The following is a 24,524-nucleotide window of genomic DNA, read 5'->3' on the forward strand; positions in this document are numbered from 1 at the left end:
CCGCCTGACCGGCGGACCCACCCCCTCCGATCGCCCCACTGTGCCACGCGCAGCCTGCCGCCGCGTTGACGTGTCGCCGTCCGTAAAATCCAGGAATTCATTCATGAGGCATGCCCTGCCCGCGCGCTTGTCGCTGTCCGTCGTCATCGCAGCCAGTCTTTACGTTCCCGTTTCCGAAGCGCAGGAAGACGCCGCCAGGCTGCAGACCGTGGTCGTGACCGGCACCCGCTCGGTCAACCGGAGCCAGAGCAGTTCGCTCTCGCCGATCGACGTGGTGTCGGCGCAGGACTTGCAATCCTTCGGCGATACGCAGCTCGGCGCGGTGCTGTCGCGCCTCGCTCCGTCACTCAACTTCCCGCGTGCGCCGGGCAACGACGGCTCCGGCATCGTGCGCCCCGCGGCGCTGCGCGGTCTCTCACCCGACGAGACCCTGGTGCTCGTCAACGGCAAGCGCTGGCACACGAGCGCATTGCTCAATCTGCAGGGTGCGCTCGGTCGTGGCTCGGCACCGGCCGATCTCAACTCGATACCGATCTCGGCGATCGATCACATCGAAGTACTGCGTGACGGTGCGTCCGCTCAGTACGGATCGGACGCCATCGCTGGCGTCATCAACATCGTGCTGAAGGGCGCCGCGGGCGACGGCACCAACGAAGCGAGCATCACCGCGGGACGATCGAGCGCCGGCGACGGCAGACAGTGGCAAGGTGAGGCAAGCCTTGGCGTGCCGCTGGGCGGTGACAAAGGCTTCGCTCGCCTGAGCGTCGTGCAGGGGCACGCGGACGCCACGAATCGTGGCGGCCGCGACTATCGCGATCCTTCTTCGCCTGTTTACGGCCAGCAGACGCAGCGCATCGGCGAGCCGGACATCAGCACCCATCAGGCGCTGCTCAACGTGCAGTACGCGCTGGCGCCGGACATCGACTTCTATGCTTTCGCCAGTACCAGCAGCCGCGAAGGTACCTCGCCTGCCCTGTTCCGCACCTACGACAGCGCACGCAACGTACGCTCCATCTACCCCAACGGCTACCTCCCGCTCAACGATGTCCGCTCGATCGACAGCGCCGTCGTCGCCGGCGTGCGCGGCACCACCGCGAGTGGATGGCGCTGGGATATCAGCGGCAACTACGGACGCGACCGCGTCAGTATCGACCCGATCCACACGCTCAACGTCGACCTCGGTGCCGCGAGCCCCACCCGCTTCAACGCAGGTCGCCTGATTGCCACTCAGAAAGCCTTCGACGTCGACATCGCCCGCGACCTCGACGTGAGCTGGCTCAATAGTCCCGTGACACTCGCCTTCGGGCTCGAGTACCTGCACCAGCAATATGAGATCGAGGCTGGCGACCCGGCGTCGTACTTTGGCACGGGCTCGCAAGGCTTCCCCGGCTTCCAGCCCGCCGATGCGGGACAGCACAGCCGCCACGACGTGGCCGAATACGTCAGCCTGGAGAATCAGATTACCGACAAGCTGAGCGGTTCGCTGGCGATCCGGCACGAGGATTACAGCGACTTCGGCAATACCACATCGGGAACGCTGTCCGCGCGATACGACTCCACGGACAGCTTCGCGCTGCGCGGCACGGCGGCGACCGGCTTCCGCGCCCCATCGCTTCCTCAGCAGTACTACACCACCACGTCGACCAATGTGATCGGCGGTGTGCCGACGCAGATCCGAAACTTCGCGGTGAGCGACCCGGTGGCGCGCGCGCTGGGCGCCGAGCCACTGAAGCCGGAGAAGTCGCATAACTACACGCTGGGTGCCGTGTATGCGCCGGGGACCTGGACGCTGTCACTCGACCTGTACCAGATCACCATCGGTAACCGTATCGTGCCGTCGGAGAACCTCGTCGGCGACCCGGTGCAGGCATACCTGGAGGGACAAGGTTTCGCCAACATCCAGGGCGGGAGCTACTTCACCAATGCCCTGAAGACGCGCACCCGGGGCATCGACCTGAGCAGCGGCTATCGCATCGACTTCGGCAACGCGGGCAAGCTGCAGCTCACGGCGGCTTACAACCGCAACCACACTTCGATCCTGTCCGTGGCGCCGAATCCCGCGTCGCTGGCCGAGAGCGGGCTGGAACTGGTGCGCGTCGGGCACATCGCGCAGGGCTACATCACCAACGGCGCGCCACGCGACAAGGTCGCCCTTGGCGCCGACTACGCGCTGGGTAAATGGAGCGTCCACAGCGCGCTCACCCGCTACGGCCAGTTCGCCGTCAACCAGGATCCGGTGAGCAACCCCGGATTCGACCAGGTGTTTCCGGCGCGCTGGCTGCTCGATCTCTCCACGAGCTACGCGACGCATGGATGGACCTTCACCGCAGGCGTCGACAACCTTACCAACGTCTACCCGCGGAAATACAAGAGCGGCAGCGACGGTGCCGTGGGAGGCACCTGGCCGTATCCCGATTACTCGCCGTTCGGCTACAGCGGACGGTATCTGTACACGCGTGTCGCCTATCGCTGGTGACCGTTTTCCGGGCCTACAGAGGCTTTCAGACCACTCAGGGGACGCTAGAACGTGCAATTCAGAATCATGATGCGCCGGCACTTGCTGGCGGCGGCGCTGATCGCGGCGATCGGTAACCATGGGGCATGGGCGCAGTCAACCACCGGTGCCATTTCAGGCCAGGTGAACGACGCGCAAGGTACGACGGTCGTCGTACAGGGCGGCAATGGATTGACCCGCGAAGTCGGTGTCGACGCGAAGGGACGTTACAGCGCGAGCCAGCTGCCGCTGGGCACTTACTCGGTGACACTGCGGCGCAACGGCGCCGATGTGGAAACGCGCAAGGACATCGGCCTTCGCGTGGGCGCGTCGACGGATGTCTCGTTCGGTGCGGCGACCTCCGACCTCGAAGGCGTCAAGGTCGACGCCTCGCGGCTTCCGGACATCGACGTGACCGCCGTGGATTCGCGCACGGTGATCAACGCCGATCAGCTCTCGAAGCTTCCGCTGGCTCGCAACGCCGACGAAATCGCCCGGCTCGCTCCCGGCGTGATCTCCAATGCCGGCGGTTATACCGGGCCGACGGGCGCGTCGTTGAACAGCTTCGGTGGCTCCGCCGCCAGCGAGAACGCGTACTACATCAACGGCTATAACGTGACCGATCCACAGCGCGGACTCGGTGGTATCTCCCTGCCCTACGGAGCGATCGATCAGCAGGAAGTCTACACGGGCGGTTACAGCGCCCAGTACGGACGTTCCGACGGCGGTGTCATCAACCAGGTGGGAAAGCGCGGTACCAACGAGTGGCATTTCGGCGGACAGGTGCTCTGGGAACCGGCGTTTGCGCGTTCGGAAACGGCGAACACCTATTACACCAACGGCCTGCCTTCCTCGCCCGTCGCCGGCAGCCTTTACCAGCCCGGACGGCAGGACCGCGACTGGATAACCACGGTCAGCAGCTACGTCGGCGGCCCGCTGATCAAGGACAAGCTGTTCTTCTTCCTCGCAGGTGAGTTCACGCGCGAGCAAGGCTCGACACATAACGCCGTGGATAGCACGAAACCCGATGTACAGTACCGCTACGGCTCGCCAAGCTGGTACGGCAAGATCGACTGGAACATCACGGACAATCACATCCTCGAGTTCACCAGTGCCTCCAGCAAGCGGGAGACGCAGGGCACCATCTACGATTACGACTACTCCGCACTGAGCCGTGGTCAGCGCATTGGCGCCGACGACAACATCAAGACCGGTGGTGACGTGTGGTCCGGCAAATACACCGGTTACATCACCGACAACCTGACCGTCTCCGCGCTCTACGGCAAGATGAAGCTCAACCAGTACGACCAGCCGGGCTCGTACGACGAAAGCCTGACCTACGCGAGCGGACTGATCAACCAGAACCCGGCGCTCAACGGCGGCTCGCCGATCGGCAACAACCAGACGCTCGCGACGCTCACGAACCCGGGCCGAGGTACACGCAGCACCAACACACGGTTCGACATCACGTATGTGTTGGGCGATCACACCCTGAGCGCCGGTATCGACAACCAGGTAACGAAAGCTCTCGATCAGGGGTCCGAGGCCTCGGGCCCTGGCTATTACTGGACTTACGGCCAGGCCGATCCCGATACGCCGATCTCCACCGGTCTCGGTGTGCCGGCCACGGGCGGCGTCGTCAACGGCCAGGGCGGCTACTACGTCGTACGCCACGTCGTGAGTTCGCTCGCGAACGTGCGCGCCGACCAGAGGGCCCAGTACGTCGAGGACAAGTGGCAGGTCAACGATCGGTGGTTGCTGTCGCTGGGCCTGCGTAACGACCAGTTCGAGAACTACAACCGCGACGGCGATGCCTATGTCACGCAGCATCGTCCTCAGTGGGCACCGCGTCTGGGCTTCAGCTGGGACGTGAACGGCGATTCCAGTTTCAAGGTGTACGGCAACGCGGGGCGCTACTACCTCGGCCTGCCGCTGAACCCAGGCCTCAACGCCGCTGGCGCATCGCTCAGTACCTCGCAGTACTTTACCTATGGCGGTATCGATGCGCAGGGCCTGCCGACCGGGCTGACCTCGTTCTCGCAGCCGGTATCGTCGAACAACTACTACGGCGTGCTGCCCGATCCACGCACCGTGACCGCCAGCAACCTCAAGTCCGAGTATCAGGACGAGTTCATTCTCGGCTTTACCAGGACGCTGGGGCACGACTGGGTCTACGGGGCGAAGCTTACGCAGCGGATTCTGCGCAGCGCCATCGACGATTACTGCGATACCGATCGCATCGTCGCCAAGGCGGCGGAACTGGGTTACGACGTGACCACCACGAACAGCTGCTACCTGTTCAATCCGGGCCGGGCCAATACGTTCAATGTGAGCGACGCCTCCGGCCGGCTCGTCAGCGTACCGCTGAGCAACAACGAGCTGGGCTTTCAGGGACTGAAGCGTCGCTACTACTCGCTCGAAGGCTTCCTCGAGCATCCGTTCGACGGTCGCTGGTACGGCAAGGTCGACTACGTGTTCTCGCGCAGCTACGGCAACACCGAGGGGCAGCTCCGTTCCGATCTCCAGCAGACGGCGGCGTCCACCAGCGAGGACTGGGACAACAGCTACATCATGGAAAACACCAACGGCCCGACGAACAACGACCACACGCATCAGCTGAAATGGTATGGCTATTACCAGCTGACCCCCGAATGGCTCGTATCGGCCAACCTGAGCCTCACCTCAGGATCGCCGAAAATCTGCCTGGGCTATTACGGCCCCGACGATACGGATCCGGGCAAGTACGGCGGGTCATACCATTACTGCGACGGCGTCGCGTCACCGCCCGGCAAGCAGGGCCGCTTGCCGTGGATCCGCCAGCTCGATCTGGGAACGACCTACAAACCGGCGTTCGGCGAAGGCAAGCTTGCCTTCACCGCCAGCGTGTTCAACGCTTTCAACGAGCAGCGGCCGCTGAACAGGTATCCGTACTCGCAGACGGACCCTGGCGTGGCCGATCCACAGTACGGTCAGGCGGTCGTCAGGCAGGTGCCGCGTTATGTGCGCCTCAGCGTGAGCTATGACTACTAGCAGCAAAGGGCGCCATGCAGGATCGCGCCTGCTCGCGAAACCCGGTCCACACGGTTTCGCGCGCAGGCACGGTCCTACACCACGACGTTCCGGGCCGGGTCGGTCACCAGCGCGAGTGCATCCCGCAAATCGACGGCGCCGACCGGCTTGACGAGGTGATGGTTGAAGCCGGCTTCGGCGGTAGCCGCCTTATCGTTGGCCTGACCCCAGCCCGTCTGGGCAATGATCGGAAGGTGCTTCAGCAAGGCATCCTGACGGAATGCGCGGCAGACGTCGTAGCCGCTCATCGTCGGCATGCCGACGTCCAGCAGGACCACGTCGGGCTGAAACGCGTGCGCCGCGTCGAGGGCCAGCCGTGCATCCAGCACCACATGGTGTTCGTGGCCCATCTCCTGAAGCAACCAGCCGATCGTCTCGGCGACATCCACGTTGTCGTCGATGACGAGGACCTTGAGGCGCTCGTCGTTCGCGCCCCGGTCGTCCGACGACAGGACGCGGTCAGCCGGCTGCCCGATCGGCAGAAGCGGCAGGCGAACGGTGAAGCGACTGCCCTGGTTCTCGCCTTCGCTACTGACCGAGATCGATCCCTCGTGCATGCCGACCAGCTGCTTCACCAGCGCAAGGCCGATACCGAGCCCGCCCTGTGAACGGGTCAGGTGCTCACCGACCTGTGTAAAGAGCTCGAAGATATTCGCCTGCATGGCCGGAGGGATGCCCATGCCGTTGTCGGACACCACGATCACCGCCTCGTCACCCTCACGGGTGGCATCCACGGCGAGCGAGCCGCCGGTCGGCGTGTACTTGGCCGCATTGTTCAGCAGGTTGCCGACGATCTGGGTCAGTCGCGTCTTGTCGCCGTTGATCCACATGGGGGTATCGGCGACGTCGACCCGCAGGGCGTGCTTGCCCCCATCCACGAAGGGCTGACTTGCCTCGAGCGCGGCCTCGACAATGTCGGCGATCCGCACTTTCGTCCGCTGCAGCGCGATCTTCCCCTGGCTCACGCGGGATACGTCGAGCAGGTCGTCGACCAGCCGTACGAGATGCACCAGCTGCCGATCCATCACGCCGTGAATCTGTTCGGTGCGCTCCCGCGCGGGATGCCCACGAAGCACGTCGAGTCCCATGCGCAAGGGGGTCAGCGGATTGCGCAGCTCGTGCGCCAGGATCGCCAGGAACTGATCCTTGTAGCGGTCCGAACGCGTCAGGGTCTCGGCATAGGCTTCGAGCCGGTCGCGCTGGTCGGCGATCTGCTGCTTCTGACGGTAGAGGTCGAAGAACACGTTGGCCTTGCTGCGCAGGATGTCCCACTCGATCGGCTTCTGGATGAAATCGACCGCACCGGCCTCGTATCCACGAAACTTTCTCTGGTTGTCCGCCGTGCTCGCCGTCAGGAAGATGATCGGCACATGCCGAGTGCGATCGTTGCCGCGCATCAGCTCGGCAAGCTCGAAACCATCCATGCCGGGCATCTGCACGTCGAGCAGGCCCAGCGCCACGTCGTGAACCAGCAAAAGCTCGAGCGCCTCCTCGCCGGAGCGCGCCTTCAGCAGGACGAGGCTTTCGCGCCGGAGCAGCGCTTCCAGCGAGAGGAGATTGTCCTCGAGGTCGTCGACGAGCAGGAAATAAACCGGGCTCATAGCGGTACTTGTGTCTTTAAGCATCGTCGGAAGTCTTCTGGTAAATCCTCTCGCCCTGCACGAAATCCTGGAACGCGGCGGCCTGACTGGAGAAGCGGATGCTCTCCTTGGACCCGAGCCCCAGGAATCCCCTGCGAATGAGGGAGTCGTTGAATAACTTCAGCGTACGATCCTGAAGCGTGTTGTCGAAATAGATGAGCACGTTGCGGCACGAGATGAGGTGCATCTCCCCGAAGACCGCATCGGTGACCAGGCTGTGGTCCGAGAACACCACGCGTTCGCGCAGGCTGCGATCGAACGTCGCCTTGCCGTATCCGGTCGTGTAGTAGTCGGACAGCGAGGACCGGCCGCCCGATTGCTGGTGGTTCTCGGTAAACCCGCGAATCCGGTCCAGGTTGTAGACGCCGGCCGACGCGGCCTCGAGGGCACCCGGATTGATATCGGTCGCATAGAACATCGTGCGCTGCTCGAGCCCTTCTTCCCGGAACAGGATGGCCAGCGAGTAGAGTTCTTCACCGCTGCTGCAGCCGGCGACCCAGACTTTCAGCGAGGGATAGGTACGCAGGTGCGGCACGACATGCTCCCGCAGCGCGCGGAAGTACGACGGATCGCGGAACATCTCGCTGACCTGGACGGTGAGGTAGCTGATCACCTGCGGCACGACCGAGGGGTCGTGAAGCAGGCCTTCCAGCATCGCTGAATAGGTGCGATAGCCCAGCCTTTCGCGCAGCTGCTTCAGACGCCGCTTGACCGACGCCTTGGAGTAACCGCGAAAATCGTAGTGAAAGCGCTGGTACAGCGCCTCCAGCAGAAGGTCGATCTCGATCGCCTCGACGCGATCGGTCATTTCCACGGGCGAAATCATCGCGCCAGCCACACACGGACCAGAGACAGGAGCTTGTCGACGTCGAGCGGCTTGGCCATGTAGTCGCTGGCCCCCGCCGCCAGGCAGGTTTCCTGATCGTCCGGCATCGCCTTGGCGGTCAGGGTGATGATCGGCAGCTTCTTCCAGCGGAAGTCGCTACGGATATGACGCGTCGCGGTCAGGCCATCCATGACCGGCATCATCACGTCCATCAGCACGAGGTCCATCGGCTGTCCGTCGACATCCGCCGCCTTGTTCAGCGCCTCGATCGCCTCCTTGCCGTTGCGTGCGACCGTGAGGACGCATCCGCGCGGCTCGAGGATATTGATCAGCGCGTAGACGTTACGCACGTCGTCCTCGACGACCAGAATGCGGCGGCCTTCCAGCACGGCGTCGCGGTGCTGGGCTTCCTGGATCATGCGCTGGTGCTCGGCCGGCAGATCGGTCACGACCTGGTGCAGGAAAAGCGACACCTCGTCGAGCAGACGCTCGGGCGATTTGGCGCCCTTGATGATGATCGAGCGGGAATAGACGCGCAGGCGCGACTCTTCTTCCGCCGTGAGGTCGCGCCCGGTATAGACGATGACCGGCGGGAAGGCGTAGATGCCTTCGGCGCTGAGCGTTTCCAGCAAGGCCAGACCCGACGCGTCCGGCAGGGAGAGGTCGAGCACCATGCAGTCGAAGGTCTGGCTCTTGAGCAGCTCCAGGCATTCGGCCGCCGTGCCCGCGTCCACGGTTTCGACGTCCGCCGTCGAAAGCAGACTGCGGATGGCGTCGCGCTGCACGTCGTCGTCCTCGACCACGAGGACACGTCGCACGTCGCGAGACAGACGGGCGTCCAGCTTGTCCAGGACTTCGACCAGCTGGGGGCGGCGAACCGGCTTGATCAGGTAGCCGATGGCGCCCATCGACAACGCCGCGTGCGAATGGTCCTCCGCGGACACGACATGGATCGGAATATGGCGCGTGCGCACGTCGCGCTTGAGGATATCGAGCACGGAGAGGCCCGACTGATCCGGCAGGCCGACGTCCAGCACGATGGCATGCGGGAGGAACTTCCTCGCCAGCGCCAGCGCTTCCTGCGCGCTGGTAGCCACCAGGCCGCGGAAGTTCATCTCGCGAACCAGATCCAGCACGATCCTCGCGAAGGCCTCATCGTCTTCGATGACCAGGATGACGCGGCGGTTATCGGCCTCGTCTTCGCGATCGTCGGGGATGCGCGGAACGATGGTCGGCGCGGGAGCGGGGGTTTCGACACGAGGCGGCGGAGCATGACCCTGGCCCGACGCGGCGATGCGAGGACGCGCCGGTGACGCGCTGCTGGCGGCGGCGTCGACACCGGCATCGGCGATGCTGAGTGGCAGGGTCAGGATGAATGTGCTGCCCTGCCCGACTTCGCTCTCCACGGTGATGCCGCCGCCCAGAAGCCGCGAAAGCTCGACCGAGATCGACAGGCCGAGGCCCGTGCCGCCGTATTTGCGGCTGATGGTGCCATCGGCCTGCTGGAACGCATCGAAGATACGCCGCTGCTGCTCGATGGGAATGCCGATACCGGTGTCGCTGACCGTGAAGACGACATCGCCCTGCGTACCGGCCGATACGTCGACGCGTACGCCGCCCTCTTCCGTGAACTTGAACGCATTGGACAACAGGTTGCGCAGGATCTGCTCCAGGCGCTGACGATCCGTATCCAGCACAGCCGGACAACCCGGCGACATCGTCACTTCGAAGGACAACCCCTTCTGCTCGGCGATCGGCTGGAAACCCGGGATGAGGCCATTGACCATCCGGTCGACCGCGAACGGCTCCGGTTGGATGGCGATATGGCCCGCCTCGATCTTCGAGAGGTCGAGGATGTCGTTGATCAGCGTGAGCAGGTCGTTGCCCGACGAATGGATCGTACGGGCGAACTTGACCTGCTCCTCCGTCAGATTCCCGCGCGGATTGTCCGCGAGCAGCTTGGACAGGATGAGGGCGGAGTTCAGCGGCGTCCGCAATTCGTGCGACATGTTGGCCAGGAAGTCCGACTTGTAGCGGCTGGCACGCTGGACTTCCTCCGCCTTGGCTTCGATCTGTTCGTTGGCGCGGTAGAGGTCGTCGCGCTGCACTTCGAGCTGGCTGGCTTGCTCTTCGAGGTGGGCGTTGGTCTGTTCCAGTTCCGCCTGCTGCTGTTCGAGCTCGTGCTGGGACTGTTTGAGAGCACGGCTCTGCTCTTCCAGCTCTTCGTTGGAAGCGCGCAGCTCTTCGCTCTGATGCTGCAGCGAATCCGACTGCCGCCGCGTTTCTTCGAGCAGGCGGCTCAACTCGGCACGGTAGGTCGCCGACCGCAGCGCAACGCCGATGTCCGAGGCCACCTCGTCGAGCAACGTCAGCGCGTCATCGTCGATCGGACGGAAGAACCCGAGTTCCAGCACGCCGTTGACCTCACCGTCCACCAGGACGGGCAGCATCACGAGCTGGCGGGGCTTTTCCTTGCCCAGTGCCGAGCCGACGGAGAGATAACCGTCCGGCACGTCATTGACCACCAGCATGCGCTGTTCCGCCGCCGCCTGGCCGAGCAAGCCCTCGGTGGGCAGGAAACGCTCGACCGTGTCATGCCCTGGCGCAAGCCCGTACACACCGATCCGCTCGAAGAACGTCGCGGCATTGACGAACAATGCGCCGGCTTGCGCATTGAGGAAGCGGGCCAGGAAGGCGAGAACGTTCGCACCCAGTTCGTCGGTGCCCTGGTCACCGCGCATTACGCTGGCGAGTTCCAGCTGGCCGGCCTGCAGCCACTCACTGCGCTGACGCGCCCGCGAGGCATTACGGATCAGCACGCCCACGACCACCGTCAGCGCGACGCCGAGCAGCGCGCTGAGGATACCGCTGGTGAGCGCACTGCTGTACGCGGAGGTCATTTCTGCGACACGCTTGTCGCGCAGTGCCAGCTCTTCCGTCTGCATGGTGCCCAGCTGCGACCGGATGGCATCCATCGCGGCCTTGCCCCGGTCGCTGTTGACCACCGCCACGGCCGCATCGAAGCCCTGCGTCTGACGCAGCTCGATCGTGGTTTTCAGTTCCGCGAACTTGTCGCCCAGGCGGGCGCCGACTTCCTTCAGCCGGGCAAGCTGCGCCGGATTGTCCCTGAGGGCTTCGCGCACGGTGTCGAGTCGGGCGGGTACGCCCGCGACAGCCGCGCGATAGGGCTCGAGGTAGCGATCGTTGCCGGTGAGCAGGAACCCACGCTGTCCGGTCTCCGCATCCTGCGCGCTGGAAAGGATCTCACTCAGCGCCGTGACGGTCTGCTGGGAGTGAATGACTTTCTCGTTGTTGTCGCGGATGCTCCGGATATTCTGCCAGGCAAGCAGACCCGTCACGAGGAAAAATACGATGACGACGATAAGTGCCAGCGATGTGCGCTGGTCCACCGCGCGTGACCGCGATGCGCCGGAAACCTGAGAAGTCATACCGCCCTGTCCAAAGCCGCCCTGTTAGCTGCCTAAGATATCATGACGGTCCCGCCAGTCTCGCCCACCATGTGTTGCCAAAGCGCCGGTGTGCAAGCGATTCGGGAGGTCATTTTTCACACCCTCTTCACGACGATCCATCCGGAAGTCGTCATGGCCTTGGCATGTTACCCCGTCGAATCGCGGGCACCCGATCACCTGGCAGCGCTGTGCACTTCCGCGACGTAGCCGCCCGGGAACTGCAGCATCGCGGCGCGACGATCCCTTTCCGCATGGATGTCGACCAGGACCTTTACGCCATTGTCGCGCGCACGTGCCAGCGTCGCGTCCAGATCGCCGACCTCGTAGCCCGTGGTTTCCGCGCCATAGGGCCAGTCGAGGTGCCCATCCGTCACCAGCACAGTCGCCTTGCCGTATCCCGATTCGATACGGATACGACGGAACACGCCGCTCTTCCCGCCGATATCCGCCACCGGAGCGGCACGCTCGTCCGATACGACCTTGCCATGCGCGAAAGCGACGAACGCCTTGACGAAACCGTCAGCCGACTGCACCGGCAGATAGATGCGGTTCTCGGGCACGTGCTCCAGTGGGGTGTATTCGGATTTCTTCGTGTGCCAGTAGAGCTGCATGTTTACGCCGCCCGGCCACGTCACCACCGCGTCGCGACCGATGGGATCGTCGAAGGGAGCCACCAGCGTAGCGGCGCCTGCATGATTGGCCGCCCTGACCGCCTCATCCAGATCGGTCACCAGATAACCCGTGCGCTCCAGCCCGAACGGATACGGCACCGGTGTGCGGAAGCCGAATACGGAGATCGCGCCCACGGGGCTCTTCACCAGCTGAGATGACGTCGACGATGGCGTCGGAGTGACAGTGACCACGGCTTGCGGCGTGGACTGACCGCCGAATGTCGCGGCAAAACTCCGCACGAACGCGTCGACGTCGCCGGGGGCCACATAGACGTGCGTCGTGTCATATTGCGGCCCGACCGAATAATCCTGCGTCGCGGCGAACGAGGCTGGAGCGACGAACAGGGCCATGGCGGCAAGAAGAACGTGTGATCGCATGATGGATTCCGGGGGCGAGTCGCAGAAGGCACGAAGACCTCATTCTGCGTCCTGCTCCACACACGATTCCAGCATCCCGCTATCGCACGAGGACGCCGTGCGATTGAATTCGCCAACGTCAGTCGAGGCCCGTTTTACCGGGGGACCAATACGCCTTAGACATCATGCGCGCCCGAGACACACCCAGTGCCTTCAGCGCACGGCTGGCATGCTGTATCGATGTCGCCTTGCCCGTAAGAACAAAGCTGGCCGGTGTGGCGGCCAGCGCGGCGAAGCGGCGCTCTACGGCCGGGAAATGGGCGTCCTCCGGCAAACGCTCGTGAATTTCCACGCCCTCGAGCGCCATCCGGGCGATGACCTCACCGGCACGGGCTGCGTGACTGACCTCCAGGATGCCGTGCAGTTTCTGATGGGGGAACCGCTGGGCAAGGGCATACACCAGACCCATCGAGGTTTCGTCACCGAATACCACGGGCTCGCCTTGCACACCGCTCGGATCGAGGGATGCACGAGGGCCGAAAACATCGCATGGCGCACCTGGCTTTACACTCCGAAGCCACTGAGCGCCAGGCCCGTCTCCGTGCGCGTAGCCCACGATCCTCGTTCTTCCCGATATCGCATTCCAGTCGACGGGCGTGAAGGTTCGGGCCGTGAACGCGGATCCCATGGCGACCTGCACTTTTTGCCCGGGTGCCCACGCCACGTCTCTGAAGGCGTCGCTCTGCAGCGAAATCAAATGGAATCCGCCCGCAAGAGTCTCGACCGCGGTCACCTGCGCCTGCTTCATGAACATGCGGATCAGCGTCTTCCCGAACCGGCCGGGCTGCCCCGTCATCGCACGAACACCGAATATTCGTTGCCCCGCCCTTCGCTCACCGGGATGGGCTGTGACAGGTAGCCATGCGTCGGATCGCGCACATAGTCGAGGTAGTCGTTGCCGTGATCGAAGGCGTTCTCCGCCAGTATGACCGCCCCCGACGTCAGATGAGGTTCGAGCAGCTTGAGTATCGGCAGATAGAGGCTGAAGGCGCCATCGAGCAGCACCATGTCGATCGGGCCACCCACGTCCAACAGCGTCTCGCGCGCATCGCCGACCCGGATATCGACGAACTCCGCGAGTCCGGCGGATGCAAGATTCGCACGCGCTCGCTCGGCCTTGGCCGGCTCGATCTCACTGCCCACCAGCTGACCGCCACCCATGTCGCGCAATGCGGCGGCCAGATAAATGGCCGATACGCCCATCGATGTCCCGAATTCGACGATCCGGGTGGCTCGCCTGGCACGCGCACACTGATAGAGGAAGCGTCCATATTCAGGCGCCACGTTGAGGAAGTTTTCCGCGTAACCCTGGTAGACGCCGCGCAGGTCGTTTTGCTCCAGCGCGATCTGCTGCGCGAAGAACGCATCGTCGATCTCGACCTCCGCAAACCGCTCCATCAGAGGGCGATCCGCCAGCTCCGCTTCCGCGAAAAGACGTGCCAGCGTGTCAGCGACACGCCCCGTGCTCAAGGTTTCCATGCTGCCGGTTCTCCGGATAAGGGTGAGCTGCTGCCGGAGAGCCCGGCAGCCATCGACGGACAGCCTAGGCCGCGACGAGCTTGCTGCCATTGCGCAAGAACGCCAGAATGTTTGGAATTCCTGCCACCACTACCCGGACCGGGCGCAGGCCCATCGCATGCCGATCCTTACCGACTCGCCCACGCCCGGCGCCGAGAATGCCGAATGGATCGAACCTGATGACGTTCCCCGGCCCGCCATCACGTTCGGTGTCGTCGCCGAGAACCTGAGCCCGATCGAGACCGATTTTCATCGGCACCGGAAGGCGCAACTCATGATGCTGGTGCGCGGCATCGCCAGTTGCGAAGTCGAGAGCGGCCTCTGGACGGTGCCGCCCCAGCACGCCATCTGGGTACCCGGCGGCGTGCTGCACAACATCACGATCGCCGGCCGACTCGAAGGCTATACGCTCTTCATCGATCCGGCGGTGACGGCGAACATGCCGGCCGAATGCTGCTCCATCGCGGTCTCCCCGCTGCTGCGCGAGCTGATGATCCGCTCGGCGAGCTTCCCCCTGCTCTATCCCGAGGGCGGGATCGAATCGCACGTCGTAACGCTGCTGCTGGACGAAATCGCGGCGATGCCGACAGGCAACCTCCACCTGCCTATGCCCACGGACACCCGCTTGCGCACAATCGCGACGATGATCATGGCCGCGCCCGCCGACCGCGGCACGATGCATAGCTGGGCCGCTCGCGTCGGACTCAGTGAACGAACCATGGCCCGCATCCTTCCTCGGGAAACGGGCATGAGCTTTGGCCGCTGGCGCCAGCAGATCCACCTGATGCTGGCCGTCAGGTGGCTTGGCACGGGATCGACCGTTCAGAGCGTCGCGGAGCGGCTCGGCTATGAAAGCGCCGGTAGTTTCGTAACCATGTTCCGCAAGGCGCTGGGAACGTCCCCGGGGCGTTACATGGCTGAGCGCCGGTAACGTTTTGAAACAAGCTTCGCCGCTTCCGACACATACGCAACGCACCCGGTGACTAACCTGCTCCCGACGACGAGGCATACCGCCACGTCCCGAGGAGCCGATATGCGATACCTCTACGTAACCGCCTGCCTGATGATTGTCCCGACCTTCGCCATCGCTTCGCCCCAGGAAGCCGGCGGTCGCGCGCAGCAGGCCATGGCCCAGCTGACACAGCGTTTCAACCAGGCGGACAAGGACCACGATGGCAAACTGACCCGGGACGAGGCGAAAGCGGGTATGCCGCGGATTGCCGAGCACTTCGACGACATCGATAGCGAACATCGCGGTTACATCACGCTGGAGCAGATTCAGTCGGCCATCCGCTCCCGCATGGGCAGCTGAAAAGCCGGCGATCTTCCTCCGGCTTGTCGAGACGTTCTATCAGAAGAACTTGTAGTTGAACGACAGCGTCCAGGTCGAGCCCGGCGCGTAATACAGGTCGCTGGAATCGTCGAGCACGAAGTACTTCTTGTTGAGGAGGTTGTCGCCGTTGAACTGCACGGATGCGCGGTCGTTGAAGGCGTAGCGGGCCATCGCGCTGACCAGCGTCACTGACGACTGGCGTAGGATGTTCGGCCCGCTGGCACCGTCGACATACGCCTTCGACGGACCCTGCCAGTTCACACCGCCACCCACGGTGAGCCCGCTCCATGCGTCCGGCAGCGTGTACGAGGTGAACAGGCGAACCAGCGTGCGTGGCAACGAGGGGCGCAGCGCACCGCCGTCCGGCGATTTCACGTTGAAGTGCGACCAGCCGAGCGTCGCGTTCCAGTCACGCGACAGCACGCCGGATGCCTCGAACTCATAGCCGCGCGACTTCGTACCGTCGACCGACCGGTAAGCCTGGGTGATACCGTCCGGCAGGTAGACGCCCGTAAGCGCGTCGGCCACATGGTCCTGCCGGGTTTCGAAGAAGACCAGCGAGGTATTCAGTGCACCATCGAAGTGGCGACCCTTGACGCCCACTTCGCGGCTCGTGCCCAGCACGGGCTCGAGGAAGCTGCCGTCTTCCTTGCGGTTGTTCTGCGGATCGAAGATCTGGGTGTAGCTGACGAACGCGGAGTAAGTCGGCGTGATGTCGTAAATCAGGCCGGCGTACGGGATCGTCTTGCTGGCGGTCTCGTGATAGATCCCCGCCGTGCTGTCGTTGGTGTCATTTTTCCACCTGGCATAGCGTGCACCGACGATCAGCTTCAGTGGGTCAGCCAGCGACAGGCGCGCCGCGGCATACGCGCCGCTCTGTTCGGTCCGGGCGATCGACACTCGCTCGCTCGACGACGAGAAATCCGGATACGGATAGTCGCCTGTCCACTGGAGGAAATTACCCACGTCCGGCAGGTCGCCATGCGGGTAGTCGAAGTAATCGGTCCGATAGTGCGAGTCGGTCAGGCCAACCACCAGTTCGTGCTCGCGACCGAAGGCGCTGAACGGACCGGACGCATAAAGGTCCACATTGTTCTGGCTGCCGCGCTGGTAGCTCTTATACGCGTACGGCGTGATGCCCTCACCCGTGTCGCGGTTGGGCCAGCCGTAGACGTAGAACAGCGCGGAGTCCGCATCCGTCTTGCGGTGGCTGGCCATCGCGTGCAGCTGCCAGCCGTTGTCGAAGCTGTGTTTCAGGTCGACGAACGCCGTCTGCGTCGTGTTGTTCCAGTGGGTCCAGTCCGCCGCCGGCGAGAAGCTGCGAGGCCACTGGATAAAACCGCCGGCGTCGTCGTACACCGGATACGAGCCCCAGGTGACGCCTGTCGGACGTGTCTTCTGCCAGTCATAGCCCACGCTCAGCGTGGTGTTGTCGTCAAGGTCGGCATCGATGACGCCATAGGCCACGTTTTTCTGGGTATGGTAACGATCGAGATACGAGTCGCCGTCTTCATGCGCCGCGACGAAGCGGCCGCGCACGCTGCCGGAGCTGTTCAGCGGGACGGAGGCGTCCACGGTCTCGCGCTGGGTATTCCAGGAACCGTAGCTGACGCTCACATCGGCTTCGGCCGTACGGCTGTCCGCATGCTTGCGCACGAAGTTGATGTTGGCCGACGGGCTGCCGGCGCCGCTCAGCAGACCGGTCGCACCGCGTATCACTTCGACACGCTCATAGATCGAGGTGTCCAGCGACGAGTCGGCCGAGCTGATGTTCAGGCTGGATGCGATCGGCACGCCGTCGTACGACATGTTCTCGATCTGGAAGCCGCGCGACCAGAACACGACGCGCTCGGAATCGTACGCCGTGGACGAGACACCCGTGGTGTTGTCCAGCACGTCGCGCAGGTTGGTCAGGTTCTGGTCCTTGATCCGCTGCTCGGTGATCACGCTGATCGACTGCGGGGTGTCCTGCAGGGTCAGCGGCAGGCGCGTGGTCGCACTGGTCTGGTCCGTCGTGTACACCGAGACGGCCTGGCCCTTCACGTTGACCGTGTCCAGGGTGGTCGTCTTCTTGTCCTTGGCGTCCTTGTCGGCGTCCTCAACGGCCGTTTCGGCGTGGACCATCGCGGGCAGCGCCGCGCTGAGGGCAAGGCAAAGCAAAGTCAGCCGCAGTTGGCTCGATGAACGATGAAACATGGCAAAAACCCCAGGCAAGCAAAACCCATGGAACGGCCGTCTTGCCGTCCCGATTCATGTGACGACTAGGGCTTGCCGCAGGGCTGGCTCATCGTTTCGCGGCGAGATCTTAACGCAAATCGAATGCATTCGCATCAGCAAAAACTAAGCTTTCTTTGCAGAAGCTACTTAAGTGCCGGTCCTAAGAGATCCATCATCCGGCTCACCGCGCCTTCCAGCATGGCGCGCGACGCGCCGTCACGCGCCATGGTCGACATGCCCAGCAGGAAGCCGTAAAGCGCCATAGCGGTTGCCTGGGCGTCCAGCTCCGCGGGAAAGTCGCCTTGTGCGATGCCGCGTCTCACGCAGGCGAGCAGCCCCGCCTTATTCCGTTCACGTGCGGCTTTTACCGGCTTGTCGGTGTCGGCGTGCTCCGGCGAGCAGGCGCCCATTGCCCCCAGCGCGATCATGCAGCCGCGCGGATGGCCACGCTCGGATTGCATGCGCGCTGAGCGACGCAGCGACTGTTCGATGGCCTCACGTGGCGACAGCGATGCGTCCCACAGGCATTCCATGACCTGCCCGTGCGTCGCGAGATACAGCTCGACCGCCTCGTGGAACAGACCCTCCTTCGAACCGAAAGCCGCGTAAAGGCTTGGCGACGATATCCCGCCGCCGATACCTGCTTTCAGGTCGTTCAGCGAGGTGGATTCGTACCCACGCTCCCAGAACAGGTGCATCGCCTGCTTTACCGCGGCGTCGCGATCGAAGCCGCGCGGTCGCCCCATCTGAGCCATCGAAAGGTCCTCCGTTGGATGATTTATATACTACTCGATACAGAAGTCCTTGACCACGAGACCGCCACCGCCTACTTTTGTATCGACTGATACACAACTCGATCAATTCAGGAATTCCGGTGGCAAAGCCCTCAGACCCCAAGCTCCCCATAGCCGCGTTACTCGCCCTCGCGATGACCGGCTTCACCTGCATCGTCACGGAGACCCTTCCCGCCGGGCTGCTGCCACAGATCGGCGACGGTCTGGGCATCGATGCTTCCGCGGCCGGACAGACGGTGACGGCCTACGCCGCGGGCTCGTTGATCGCGGCCATTCCCCTGACCGTCGCGACGCAGAACTGGCGGCGGCGCAGCGTGCTCCTCCTGTCGATCGTTGGCTTCCTCGTCTTCAACTCACTTACGGCGTGGTCATCCAGCTTTACGCTGACACTGGTCGCCCGATTCTCCGCCGGTGCCGCGGCCGGTCTCGCATGGAGCCTGCTGGCAGGCTATGCGCGACGCATGGTCACCGTCGCCCAGCAAGGCAAGGCGATGGCACTGGCGATGGTGGGTACCCCGATCGCACTGGCGCTGGGCGTGCCGGTCGGAACGTGGCTGGGGGCCGCCATCGGATGGCGCTGGGCCTTCGGCAGCATGTCCGGCCTGACGCTCGTGCTGATCGCGTGGGTGCTACTGAAGGTCCCTGATTACGCTGGGCAACCAGCCAAGTCATCGCACACCCTGCGCGCCGTACTACGCATGCCCGGTGTGCGCCCTGTCCTGGGCGTCGTGCTCACCTGGATGCTCGGACACAACATCCTTTACACATACATCGCTCCGTTAGCGACACCTTCCGGCCTGCTGGGAGACCTGGACAAGCTGCTTCTCGTCTTCGGCGTAGCGGCATTGGCAGGCATCTACGCGACCGGTCGTACCGTGGACCGGGGTCTGCGGCCTTCCGTTCTTGGCAGTCTCGCCGTCTTCGCGGCGACATGTCTCGCGCTGGGCTTCGGCATGCGATCGCCCGGTGTGGTATGCGCGGCCGTCGCCGTATGGGGACTGACCTTCGGCGGTGCCGCCACCCTGCTGCAGACCGCCCTCGCCGATGCGGCAGGCGATGCGGCGGATGTCGCCTTGTCGATGAACGTGGTGACCTGGAACAGCGCGATCGCCGGCGGCGGCCTGCTTGGCGGCGTCCTGCTCGATCACTTCGGAGCGGTGTCGTTTCCGTGGGCCACGCTGGTCCTCGCGCTCGCCGCACTGTCGATTGCGTTCGCGGCACGGTCTCACGGCTTCCCGCCAGGGGCGCGGCAGTCATCCGGGCCGGTCATCGCGCACTAAGGGCCATGGCGGCACGGCGGCCCTGCCCGCCCCGCGCACACCGCACTCATCTGTCACGGTAGCGCTCTCCCCGCTTACCTCCCCACGTACGACTTTCGCGAGCGCGGACCAATCCTCGTTACCGAGACCGGAGGACGCGGCTCGCGAAAGGCTTTCACGCACGACGCTCATCGCGGGGAGTTCGAGTGCCGCGTCCTTTGCCGCCTCCTGCGCAAGATTGACGTCTTTCAGTCCAAGGGAAAGTTTAAAACCCGGTTCGTACGAGCTGCGGGCGATATTTTGCGCATATCGCTGATAGCTCGGACTGGCGAACATCGTCTGCGTTACCACGCTAAGGAAGACGTCCGCCGATAAGCCGTACGCTTCAGTAAGCGCCGTCGCTTCAGCCATGGACTCGATCGCCTGGGTAATCATCAGGTTGCCGGCGATCTTCGCAACATGCGCCATACGCTGATCCGCACCGAGACGCCACGTGGTTTTACCCATCACGTCGAACAAGGGCTGGACCGATGCAATCGCTTCGTCCGATCCCGCAGCCAGGATATTGAGTGCTCCGGCAGCTGCCACCGCCGGTACGCCGAAGACAGGCGCGGCGACATAAGGGATCCCGGCTTCGTCATGCAAGGTCTTGAGTTCCTGCACGAGCGCCAGCGAAATCGTCGACATCACGATGTGGATCGTGGACCTGCCAGCACGTGAAATGGCACCGCTCTCGATCAAGACGTCGCGGACCGCACGATCATCGGCAAGCATGCTGATCACCACATCGTGCCCGAACGCGTCCGCCGCTCGCTCGAGCCTTTCAACGCCGTCCAGCGCATCCATCGCTTCCCGCGAACGGTTCCATACGGACAAGCGATGTCCGGCTGCCACGAGGCGGGGAACGATGGCGGTACCCATGCTGCCCAGCCCGATCCAGGCCACCCTCATCGCAGCGCTCCGGCGGGGCCGAGACGTACACAAATGGTCACGCACAAATTCATATCGATTAATCCATGGAGGCTGGAACACCATGGTGCGGCCAGATTCGTTGCCCAACGACCGACATTCCCGCATATTGAACGTACATTTTTGTACGTAACCATACCGTGGAGTGGAACGATGTACGGATCTTTCTCGCGGTAGCCCGCGGAGGCTCCTTCGGCGGGGCAGCGCGCCAGCTCGGCGTAAGCCACCCCACCGTGGGCCGACGCATTAAGGTGCTGGAGAGTGAAACCGGCCACCGGCTTTTTCGAAGGACCTCCGAAGGGCTGGTCCTCACCGATGCCGGCGACGATGTGCTTCGTGCCGCGGAAGCGATGGGAAATGCCGCGCTATCGATGGAGCGCCGGCTAGCTGGGGCCAGCGAGCAACTCGAAGGCATCCTGCGCATCTCATCCGCGGACTGGTTCGCCAGCTACGGGCTTGCACCTGTCTTCGCTGAGCCAGGACGCCGCCATCCCGGAATCGTCCCGGAACTCATCGCCGGTTACCGGTTGCTCGACCTTTCGCGCCGCGATCCGGCGGTCAGGCGCGTATTCACCAGCACCAGCCGGAGCGTGCAGGCCCAGATGTGCCTTCAGGGTGCAGGCATCGCCGTGCTCCCACGCCCGTTAGGCGACGCGATACCCGGACTGCGGTTGCTCGACGCAGGTGAAGCCCCGCCGACGCGCGACATCTGGGTGGGCTATCACCAGGACCTGAGGCATATGGATCGTCTCAGGGCGCTGCTCGACATCACGACGGAGAAGTTAGCGGGGTAGACGCACTTCCCTGCGGCCTCTTTCAGCCCCATCATCATGAAATTCGATCGCCACGACGGCTCCGTGGGTATCACGCAGCAAGTGCACGTAGTCGATGCCATCACCCGCATAGGTCAGTACGTCGTCAACCGATGTAACGAGTGCTTTGGCAGGACCGTTATCACGGTGGATCCACAGTGACCCGCCGCGGACCTCCATCACGTGAACGCCTCCGCCCGGAATAGCGTATTTTCCTGCGACGCCTTCGCGTTGCTCCGCAGTCCACGCCATCTCAACAAACCGGCGGTAAGGCCTTCCCAGCGCGAGCGCTGCCAGTCGCCGTGCCATCGACCGCGGAGATACTGCGGGCGCATCCGAGTTTTCGAGCACCGCGACCGACAGGTCCGCCGAGGGCACATAAACGTAGTGCGACAGGAAGCCCTCGATACCGCCGCTGTGCTCCACGATCGGCACACCCCGAATCGTTCCGGGCACCACGCCAAGGCCATAAGGCAGCTCAACCGTGCCAATACGAGCAGGCCTGATCATTTGCCTGAAGCGACCCGCACCAGGAATGGATCCCGTCGCCAGGGCATGCAGCAGCCTCGCCACGCCACCCGCCGTGGCCGATAACCCTCCCGCCGCTCCGGGACCCGTCATCGAATAAAGGACCGGACGAGCAAGGCTACCCTGCTCATCTTTCGTGTATCCGGATGCAAGGCCGGGGACGATATCGGCATCGCCTCGATAGGCTATCTCCGAGATGCCGAGAGGCTTCAGCACCAGGTCGCGTTCCGCATCGAACCAGCGCTTGCCCGTGATCTTCTCGATGATCGCGCCGAGAATCATGTAGCCCGAGTTGCTATAGCGCCAATCGGTTCCAGCTGCGAAATCGGGTGGGGTCGCCGCTATCAGCTTCAGCTGGGCCGCCGTATCCATAGGCTCGGCGAGCGGTGCGTCCCATGCATCACTGACACCCGACGTGTGTGACAGAAGCTCGCGTATCGTGATCGCGTCGGCGCGGGGAAATGATGGAAGCCAACGCGAGATGGAAGTGTCGAGGTCGAGCTTTCCCTGGGCTTGCAATTCGAGGATGGTGGCCGCCGTCACGGTCTTCGTCAGCGAGCCGATACGAAACACGCTCGTAGTCGACAATGGCACGCCCAGTTCGACGCTCGAGCGGCCGCGCGCCGTCGTGTAGACCTCGTGGCCGTGCATGGAAACGACGATGCTCGCACCCGGCGACGTCGCCACCAGAGACGACACGATGGCTTCCGCACCTGCCGTCCATGCCGGCAGTACTTCCTGGGCGTGTGCCTGCATCAGGCCGCCGCCGATCATGGCTGCGAACAAAAACTTTCTCACGTTAATCGCGCTCCTTCGCAACGCCATGCCTCACCACCCTGCCCCATAAGTGTCATAGGTGCCGACAATAATCAGAAGCATGCCCGCCAGGCTGACGAGTTTCGATGTCGTAGACGTGCGAAAACTACCGGCCCGCGCGCGCTCGTAAACTTCGCCCAACGGCGTCGCGATCGATGGGCCAGGCGTGAAAGCGATGTTCCAGCAGAGCAGCAACATGCCGCACATGGACCAAAGATTCCCGGTCGTCGGGATCATGATGGCAACGAAGATGCTGAGTGATGCGCCAAGCGCTGCACCGAGCCTGCGCTTGCCAACCGACAGACGTTTTGCCAAAACCCGCTCCTTCAGGATGTGCCGTGCGAAGCATGGTGCCACACCCTCCGCCCAGATGTTTTCGTCGCCCGGTGAACGACGATCGTCGTCGTGGCGAATCCGGGTACACCACTGACCCTCTTTGAGCTGCCGTTCGACATTCAGCCGATGACCTGCAACCTGCTCGCACTCGCACCCATGATGGATACGGCGGAAACCCGATAGATGGCGGGCCTGCTGGGAGCGACCAGGAAAGACCTTCAGGAGTCAGCCGCGGCGAACGCCTCCACCAGATAATCGATAAACACCCGGACGCGCATCGGGATGCGCCGGCCCGCCGCATAAACGACATGCACGGGTATGCGTGCGGGCTGTAACTCCGGCAGCACCACCTGCACCTCGCCGGAAAGCACTTCCTTTGCCAGCAGCCACATCGGTACCTGGGAGATACCAAGCCCACTGAGCACGCCTGCCCGCACGTGTTCGGCATCGCCTGTGACCAGCGACCCATGCGGCACGTACGCGACGGTTTCCCGTCCTTGTTTCAGGGTCCACGGGCGACGCTCGCGACCACGCGCGAACACGATACAGCTGTGTTTGTCCAAATCGGACAACCGCTGCGGAACACCGTGTTCGGCGAGATACGCTGGGCTCGCCACGATCACGAATTCCGTTTCGGTCAACAGGTCTGGTTGCCGCACTGCGAGCGCTCGGCGGCGTGATCGGGGATCCCCTGTTCCGGACCCGGCTGGGCAAGGAATTCGCCTTCGACCAGATCGACGAGGCCATGGCATACGCCCCGTCCGACGGGAGTAAGGCCGTCCTGGTCGCCTGAACCTGCGAGGTGCCCTCTGGAAAAGGCGACGGCGGCCCCCATCTTGGCCGCCAGGAGCCCCCATGAACACCTCAAAGTACCCCCTCATCCTTTCCGTAGCCCTTGCAGGCCTCGCCTTGCTGGGCGGCTGCCGAAGCCATCCTTCCGGCGAGGATTCGGTTCAACCGCCCTCCAGGCAGGTAGCCGTCGTGGCGGGCCATCACGCGGCCAGGCCGCCGATGCAGGCGAAGGAAGCGATTTCGGCCGGCGATCTGGCCGGCGCCTTTGCCGCGGATCCTGATGTCGCCGCGAAGCACTTCGCTCATCGACAGCTGGAAATCACGGGTGACGTTCGTAGCGTCGACGCCGACGGTCCGGGTGTTCCGGTATTGACGCTGGCAAGTGGCGGCAGCGCGACCGATCCCAGAATGGTTCTCGGCGCCGACGCGTGGTCGGGCGTTTCGATGCTGAAAGCCGGCACGGCGGTCCGCGTGCTGTGCTCCAGCGTGACGTTCGCCAGCGGCCGCGCTACCGCGGGGGCGTGCACGCTGCTCTGACCGGTTGAGGCGGCGGGATGGCTCCC

At 63.8% G+C, this 24,524-nt stretch carries 19 protein-coding genes; 7 read left to right on the forward strand and 12 right to left on the reverse strand.

Annotated elements, in window-relative coordinates:
- The first annotated feature begins 103 nt into the window (after positions 1 to 103).
- Positions 104 to 2,476, forward strand: a complete 2,373-nt coding sequence (locus tag FA87_RS09875; RefSeq protein WP_043694235.1) for a TonB-dependent receptor — start codon at positions 104 to 106, stop codon at positions 2,474 to 2,476.
- A gap of 66 nt (positions 2,477 to 2,542) precedes the next feature.
- Entirely contained in the window at positions 2,543 to 5,524 is a 2,982-nt protein-coding gene (locus FA87_RS09880) for a TonB-dependent receptor (RefSeq protein ID WP_043694238.1), read from the forward strand.
- Positions 5,525 to 5,598: 74 nt separating this feature from the next.
- Here FA87_RS09880 and FA87_RS09885 read toward each other — a convergent pair whose 3' ends face one another.
- The 6 genes from FA87_RS09885 to FA87_RS09910 all read right to left on the reverse strand — a co-directional run bounded on the left by FA87_RS09885 (position 5,599) and on the right by FA87_RS09910 (position 14,066).
- Complete coding sequence (locus FA87_RS09885) at positions 5,599 to 7,164, reverse strand: response regulator (RefSeq protein ID WP_043694240.1); 1,566 nt, start codon at positions 7,162 to 7,164, stop codon at positions 5,599 to 5,601.
- 16 nt (positions 7,165 to 7,180) lie between these two features.
- Entirely contained in the window at positions 7,181 to 8,011 is an 831-nt protein-coding gene (locus FA87_RS09890) for a protein-glutamate O-methyltransferase CheR (RefSeq protein ID WP_036117510.1), read from the reverse strand.
- A 14-nt stretch (positions 8,012 to 8,025) separates the two neighbouring features.
- Entirely contained in the window at positions 8,026 to 11,478 is a 3,453-nt protein-coding gene (locus FA87_RS09895) for a response regulator (protein ID WP_052191271.1), read from the reverse strand.
- Between the two features lie 194 nt (positions 11,479 to 11,672).
- A complete protein-coding gene (locus FA87_RS09900; RefSeq protein ID WP_156128615.1) occupies positions 11,673 to 12,521 on the reverse strand; it encodes a glyoxalase in 849 nt (282 codons plus the stop codon).
- Positions 12,522 to 12,666: 145 nt separating this feature from the next.
- Positions 12,667 to 13,341, reverse strand: coding sequence for a hypothetical protein (locus FA87_RS09905; protein WP_197062396.1), 675 nt, complete (start codon positions 13,339 to 13,341; stop codon positions 12,667 to 12,669).
- 38 nt (positions 13,342 to 13,379) lie between these two features.
- Entirely contained in the window at positions 13,380 to 14,066 is a 687-nt protein-coding gene (locus tag FA87_RS09910; RefSeq protein ID WP_043694252.1) for a class I SAM-dependent methyltransferase, read from the reverse strand.
- Positions 14,067 to 14,223: 157 nt separating this feature from the next.
- Between FA87_RS09910 and FA87_RS09915 the strand changes: the two genes are divergently transcribed.
- Positions 14,224 to 15,036: a helix-turn-helix transcriptional regulator gene (locus FA87_RS09915; protein ID WP_043694253.1), complete on the forward strand. Its 813-nt coding sequence runs from the start codon at positions 14,224 to 14,226 to the stop codon at positions 15,034 to 15,036.
- 102 nt (positions 15,037 to 15,138) lie between these two features.
- The gene (locus FA87_RS09920; protein ID WP_052191272.1) at positions 15,139 to 15,417 is read left to right on the forward strand and encodes a hypothetical protein; all 279 of its coding nucleotides are present in this window, start codon (positions 15,139 to 15,141) and stop codon (positions 15,415 to 15,417) included.
- A 39-nt stretch (positions 15,418 to 15,456) separates the two neighbouring features.
- Here FA87_RS09920 and FA87_RS09925 read toward each other — a convergent pair whose 3' ends face one another.
- Positions 15,457 to 17,634 carry a TonB-dependent siderophore receptor gene (locus FA87_RS09925; protein WP_043694255.1) on the reverse strand — a complete coding sequence of 726 codons (2,178 nt, stop codon included), beginning with the start codon at positions 17,632 to 17,634 and terminating at the stop codon, positions 15,457 to 15,459.
- A gap of 164 nt (positions 17,635 to 17,798) precedes the next feature.
- Positions 17,799 to 18,410 carry a TetR/AcrR family transcriptional regulator gene (locus FA87_RS09930; protein ID WP_043694256.1) on the reverse strand — a complete coding sequence of 204 codons (612 nt, stop codon included), beginning with the start codon at positions 18,408 to 18,410 and terminating at the stop codon, positions 17,799 to 17,801.
- 119 nt (positions 18,411 to 18,529) lie between these two features.
- Between FA87_RS09930 and FA87_RS09935 the strand changes: the two genes are divergently transcribed.
- A complete protein-coding gene (locus FA87_RS09935) occupies positions 18,530 to 19,729 on the forward strand; it encodes an MFS transporter (protein WP_275041272.1) in 1,200 nt (399 codons plus the stop codon).
- Here FA87_RS09935 and FA87_RS09940 read toward each other — a convergent pair.
- Entirely contained in the window at positions 19,703 to 20,659 is a 957-nt protein-coding gene (locus FA87_RS09940) for an NAD(P)-dependent oxidoreductase (RefSeq protein ID WP_081996550.1), read from the reverse strand. The two genes, FA87_RS09935 and FA87_RS09940, sit on opposite strands and share 27 nt — an antisense overlap.
- 158 nt (positions 20,660 to 20,817) lie before the next feature.
- On the opposite strand from FA87_RS09940, the gene FA87_RS09945 reads away from it, so the two are divergent.
- The gene (locus FA87_RS09945) at positions 20,818 to 21,471 is read left to right on the forward strand and encodes a LysR family transcriptional regulator (RefSeq protein ID WP_043694258.1); all 654 of its coding nucleotides are present in this window, start codon (positions 20,818 to 20,820) and stop codon (positions 21,469 to 21,471) included.
- Here the strand turns inward: FA87_RS09945 and FA87_RS09950 are convergent.
- From FA87_RS09950 to FA87_RS09960, 3 genes are all read right to left on the reverse strand, one after another.
- Positions 21,460 to 22,815 (reverse strand): serine hydrolase domain-containing protein, encoded by a 1,356-nt coding sequence (locus FA87_RS09950; protein WP_197062397.1) that lies wholly within the window; start codon positions 22,813 to 22,815, stop codon positions 21,460 to 21,462. The two genes, FA87_RS09945 and FA87_RS09950, sit on opposite strands and share 12 nt — an antisense overlap.
- Before the next feature lie 30 nt (positions 22,816 to 22,845).
- Positions 22,846 to 23,148, reverse strand: a complete 303-nt coding sequence (locus FA87_RS19900) for a hypothetical protein (protein WP_052191274.1) — start codon at positions 23,146 to 23,148, stop codon at positions 22,846 to 22,848.
- Between the two features lie 239 nt (positions 23,149 to 23,387).
- Positions 23,388 to 23,810, reverse strand: a complete 423-nt coding sequence (locus tag FA87_RS09960) for a substrate binding domain-containing protein (RefSeq protein ID WP_052191275.1) — start codon at positions 23,808 to 23,810, stop codon at positions 23,388 to 23,390.
- A gap of 214 nt (positions 23,811 to 24,024) precedes the next feature.
- Here FA87_RS09960 and FA87_RS09965 point away from each other — a divergent pair, with 214 nt between their 5' ends.
- A complete protein-coding gene (locus FA87_RS09965; protein WP_156108721.1) occupies positions 24,025 to 24,498 on the forward strand; it encodes a hypothetical protein in 474 nt (157 codons plus the stop codon).
- Positions 24,499 to 24,524: the final 26 nt, after the last annotated feature.

It is taken from the genome of Luteibacter sp. 9133, from assembly GCF_000800155.1.
GTDB lineage: Bacteria > Pseudomonadota > Gammaproteobacteria > Xanthomonadales > Rhodanobacteraceae > Luteibacter > Luteibacter mycovicinus.

Bases quoted from the DNA above. Each gene is read 5' to 3' on its own strand.
- FA87_RS09875 (WP_043694235.1), top strand. From the start codon at position 104: ATGAGGCATGCCCTGCCCGCGCGCTTGTCGCTGTCCGTCGTCATCGCA.
- FA87_RS09880 (WP_043694238.1), top strand. From the start codon at position 2,543: ATGATGCGCCGGCACTTGCTGGCGGCGGCGCTGATCGCGGCGATCGGT.
- FA87_RS09885 (WP_043694240.1), bottom strand. From the start codon at position 7,164: ATGAGCCCGGTTTATTTCCTGCTCGTCGACGACCTCGAGGACAATCTC.
- FA87_RS09890 (WP_036117510.1), bottom strand. From the start codon at position 8,011: ATGACCGATCGCGTCGAGGCGATCGAGATCGACCTTCTGCTGGAGGCG.
- FA87_RS09895 (WP_052191271.1), bottom strand. From the start codon at position 11,478: ATGACTTCTCAGGTTTCCGGCGCATCGCGGTCACGCGCGGTGGACCAG.
- FA87_RS09900 (WP_156128615.1), bottom strand. From the start codon at position 12,521: ATGGCCCTGTTCGTCGCTCCAGCCTCGTTCGCCGCGACGCAGGATTAT.
- FA87_RS09905 (WP_197062396.1), bottom strand. From the start codon at position 13,341: ATGTTCATGAAGCAGGCGCAGGTGACCGCGGTCGAGACTCTTGCGGGC.
- FA87_RS09910 (WP_043694252.1), bottom strand. From the start codon at position 14,066: ATGGAAACCTTGAGCACGGGGCGTGTCGCTGACACGCTGGCACGTCTT.
- FA87_RS09915 (WP_043694253.1), top strand. From the start codon at position 14,224: ATGCCGATCCTTACCGACTCGCCCACGCCCGGCGCCGAGAATGCCGAA.
- FA87_RS09920 (WP_052191272.1), top strand. From the start codon at position 15,139: ATGCGATACCTCTACGTAACCGCCTGCCTGATGATTGTCCCGACCTTC.
- FA87_RS09925 (WP_043694255.1), bottom strand. From the start codon at position 17,634: ATGTTTCATCGTTCATCGAGCCAACTGCGGCTGACTTTGCTTTGCCTT.
- FA87_RS09930 (WP_043694256.1), bottom strand. From the start codon at position 18,410: ATGGCTCAGATGGGGCGACCGCGCGGCTTCGATCGCGACGCCGCGGTA.
- FA87_RS09940 (WP_081996550.1), bottom strand. From the start codon at position 20,659: ATGAGGGTGGCCTGGATCGGGCTGGGCAGCATGGGTACCGCCATCGTT.
- FA87_RS09965 (WP_156108721.1), top strand. From the start codon at position 24,025: ATGAACACCTCAAAGTACCCCCTCATCCTTTCCGTAGCCCTTGCAGGC.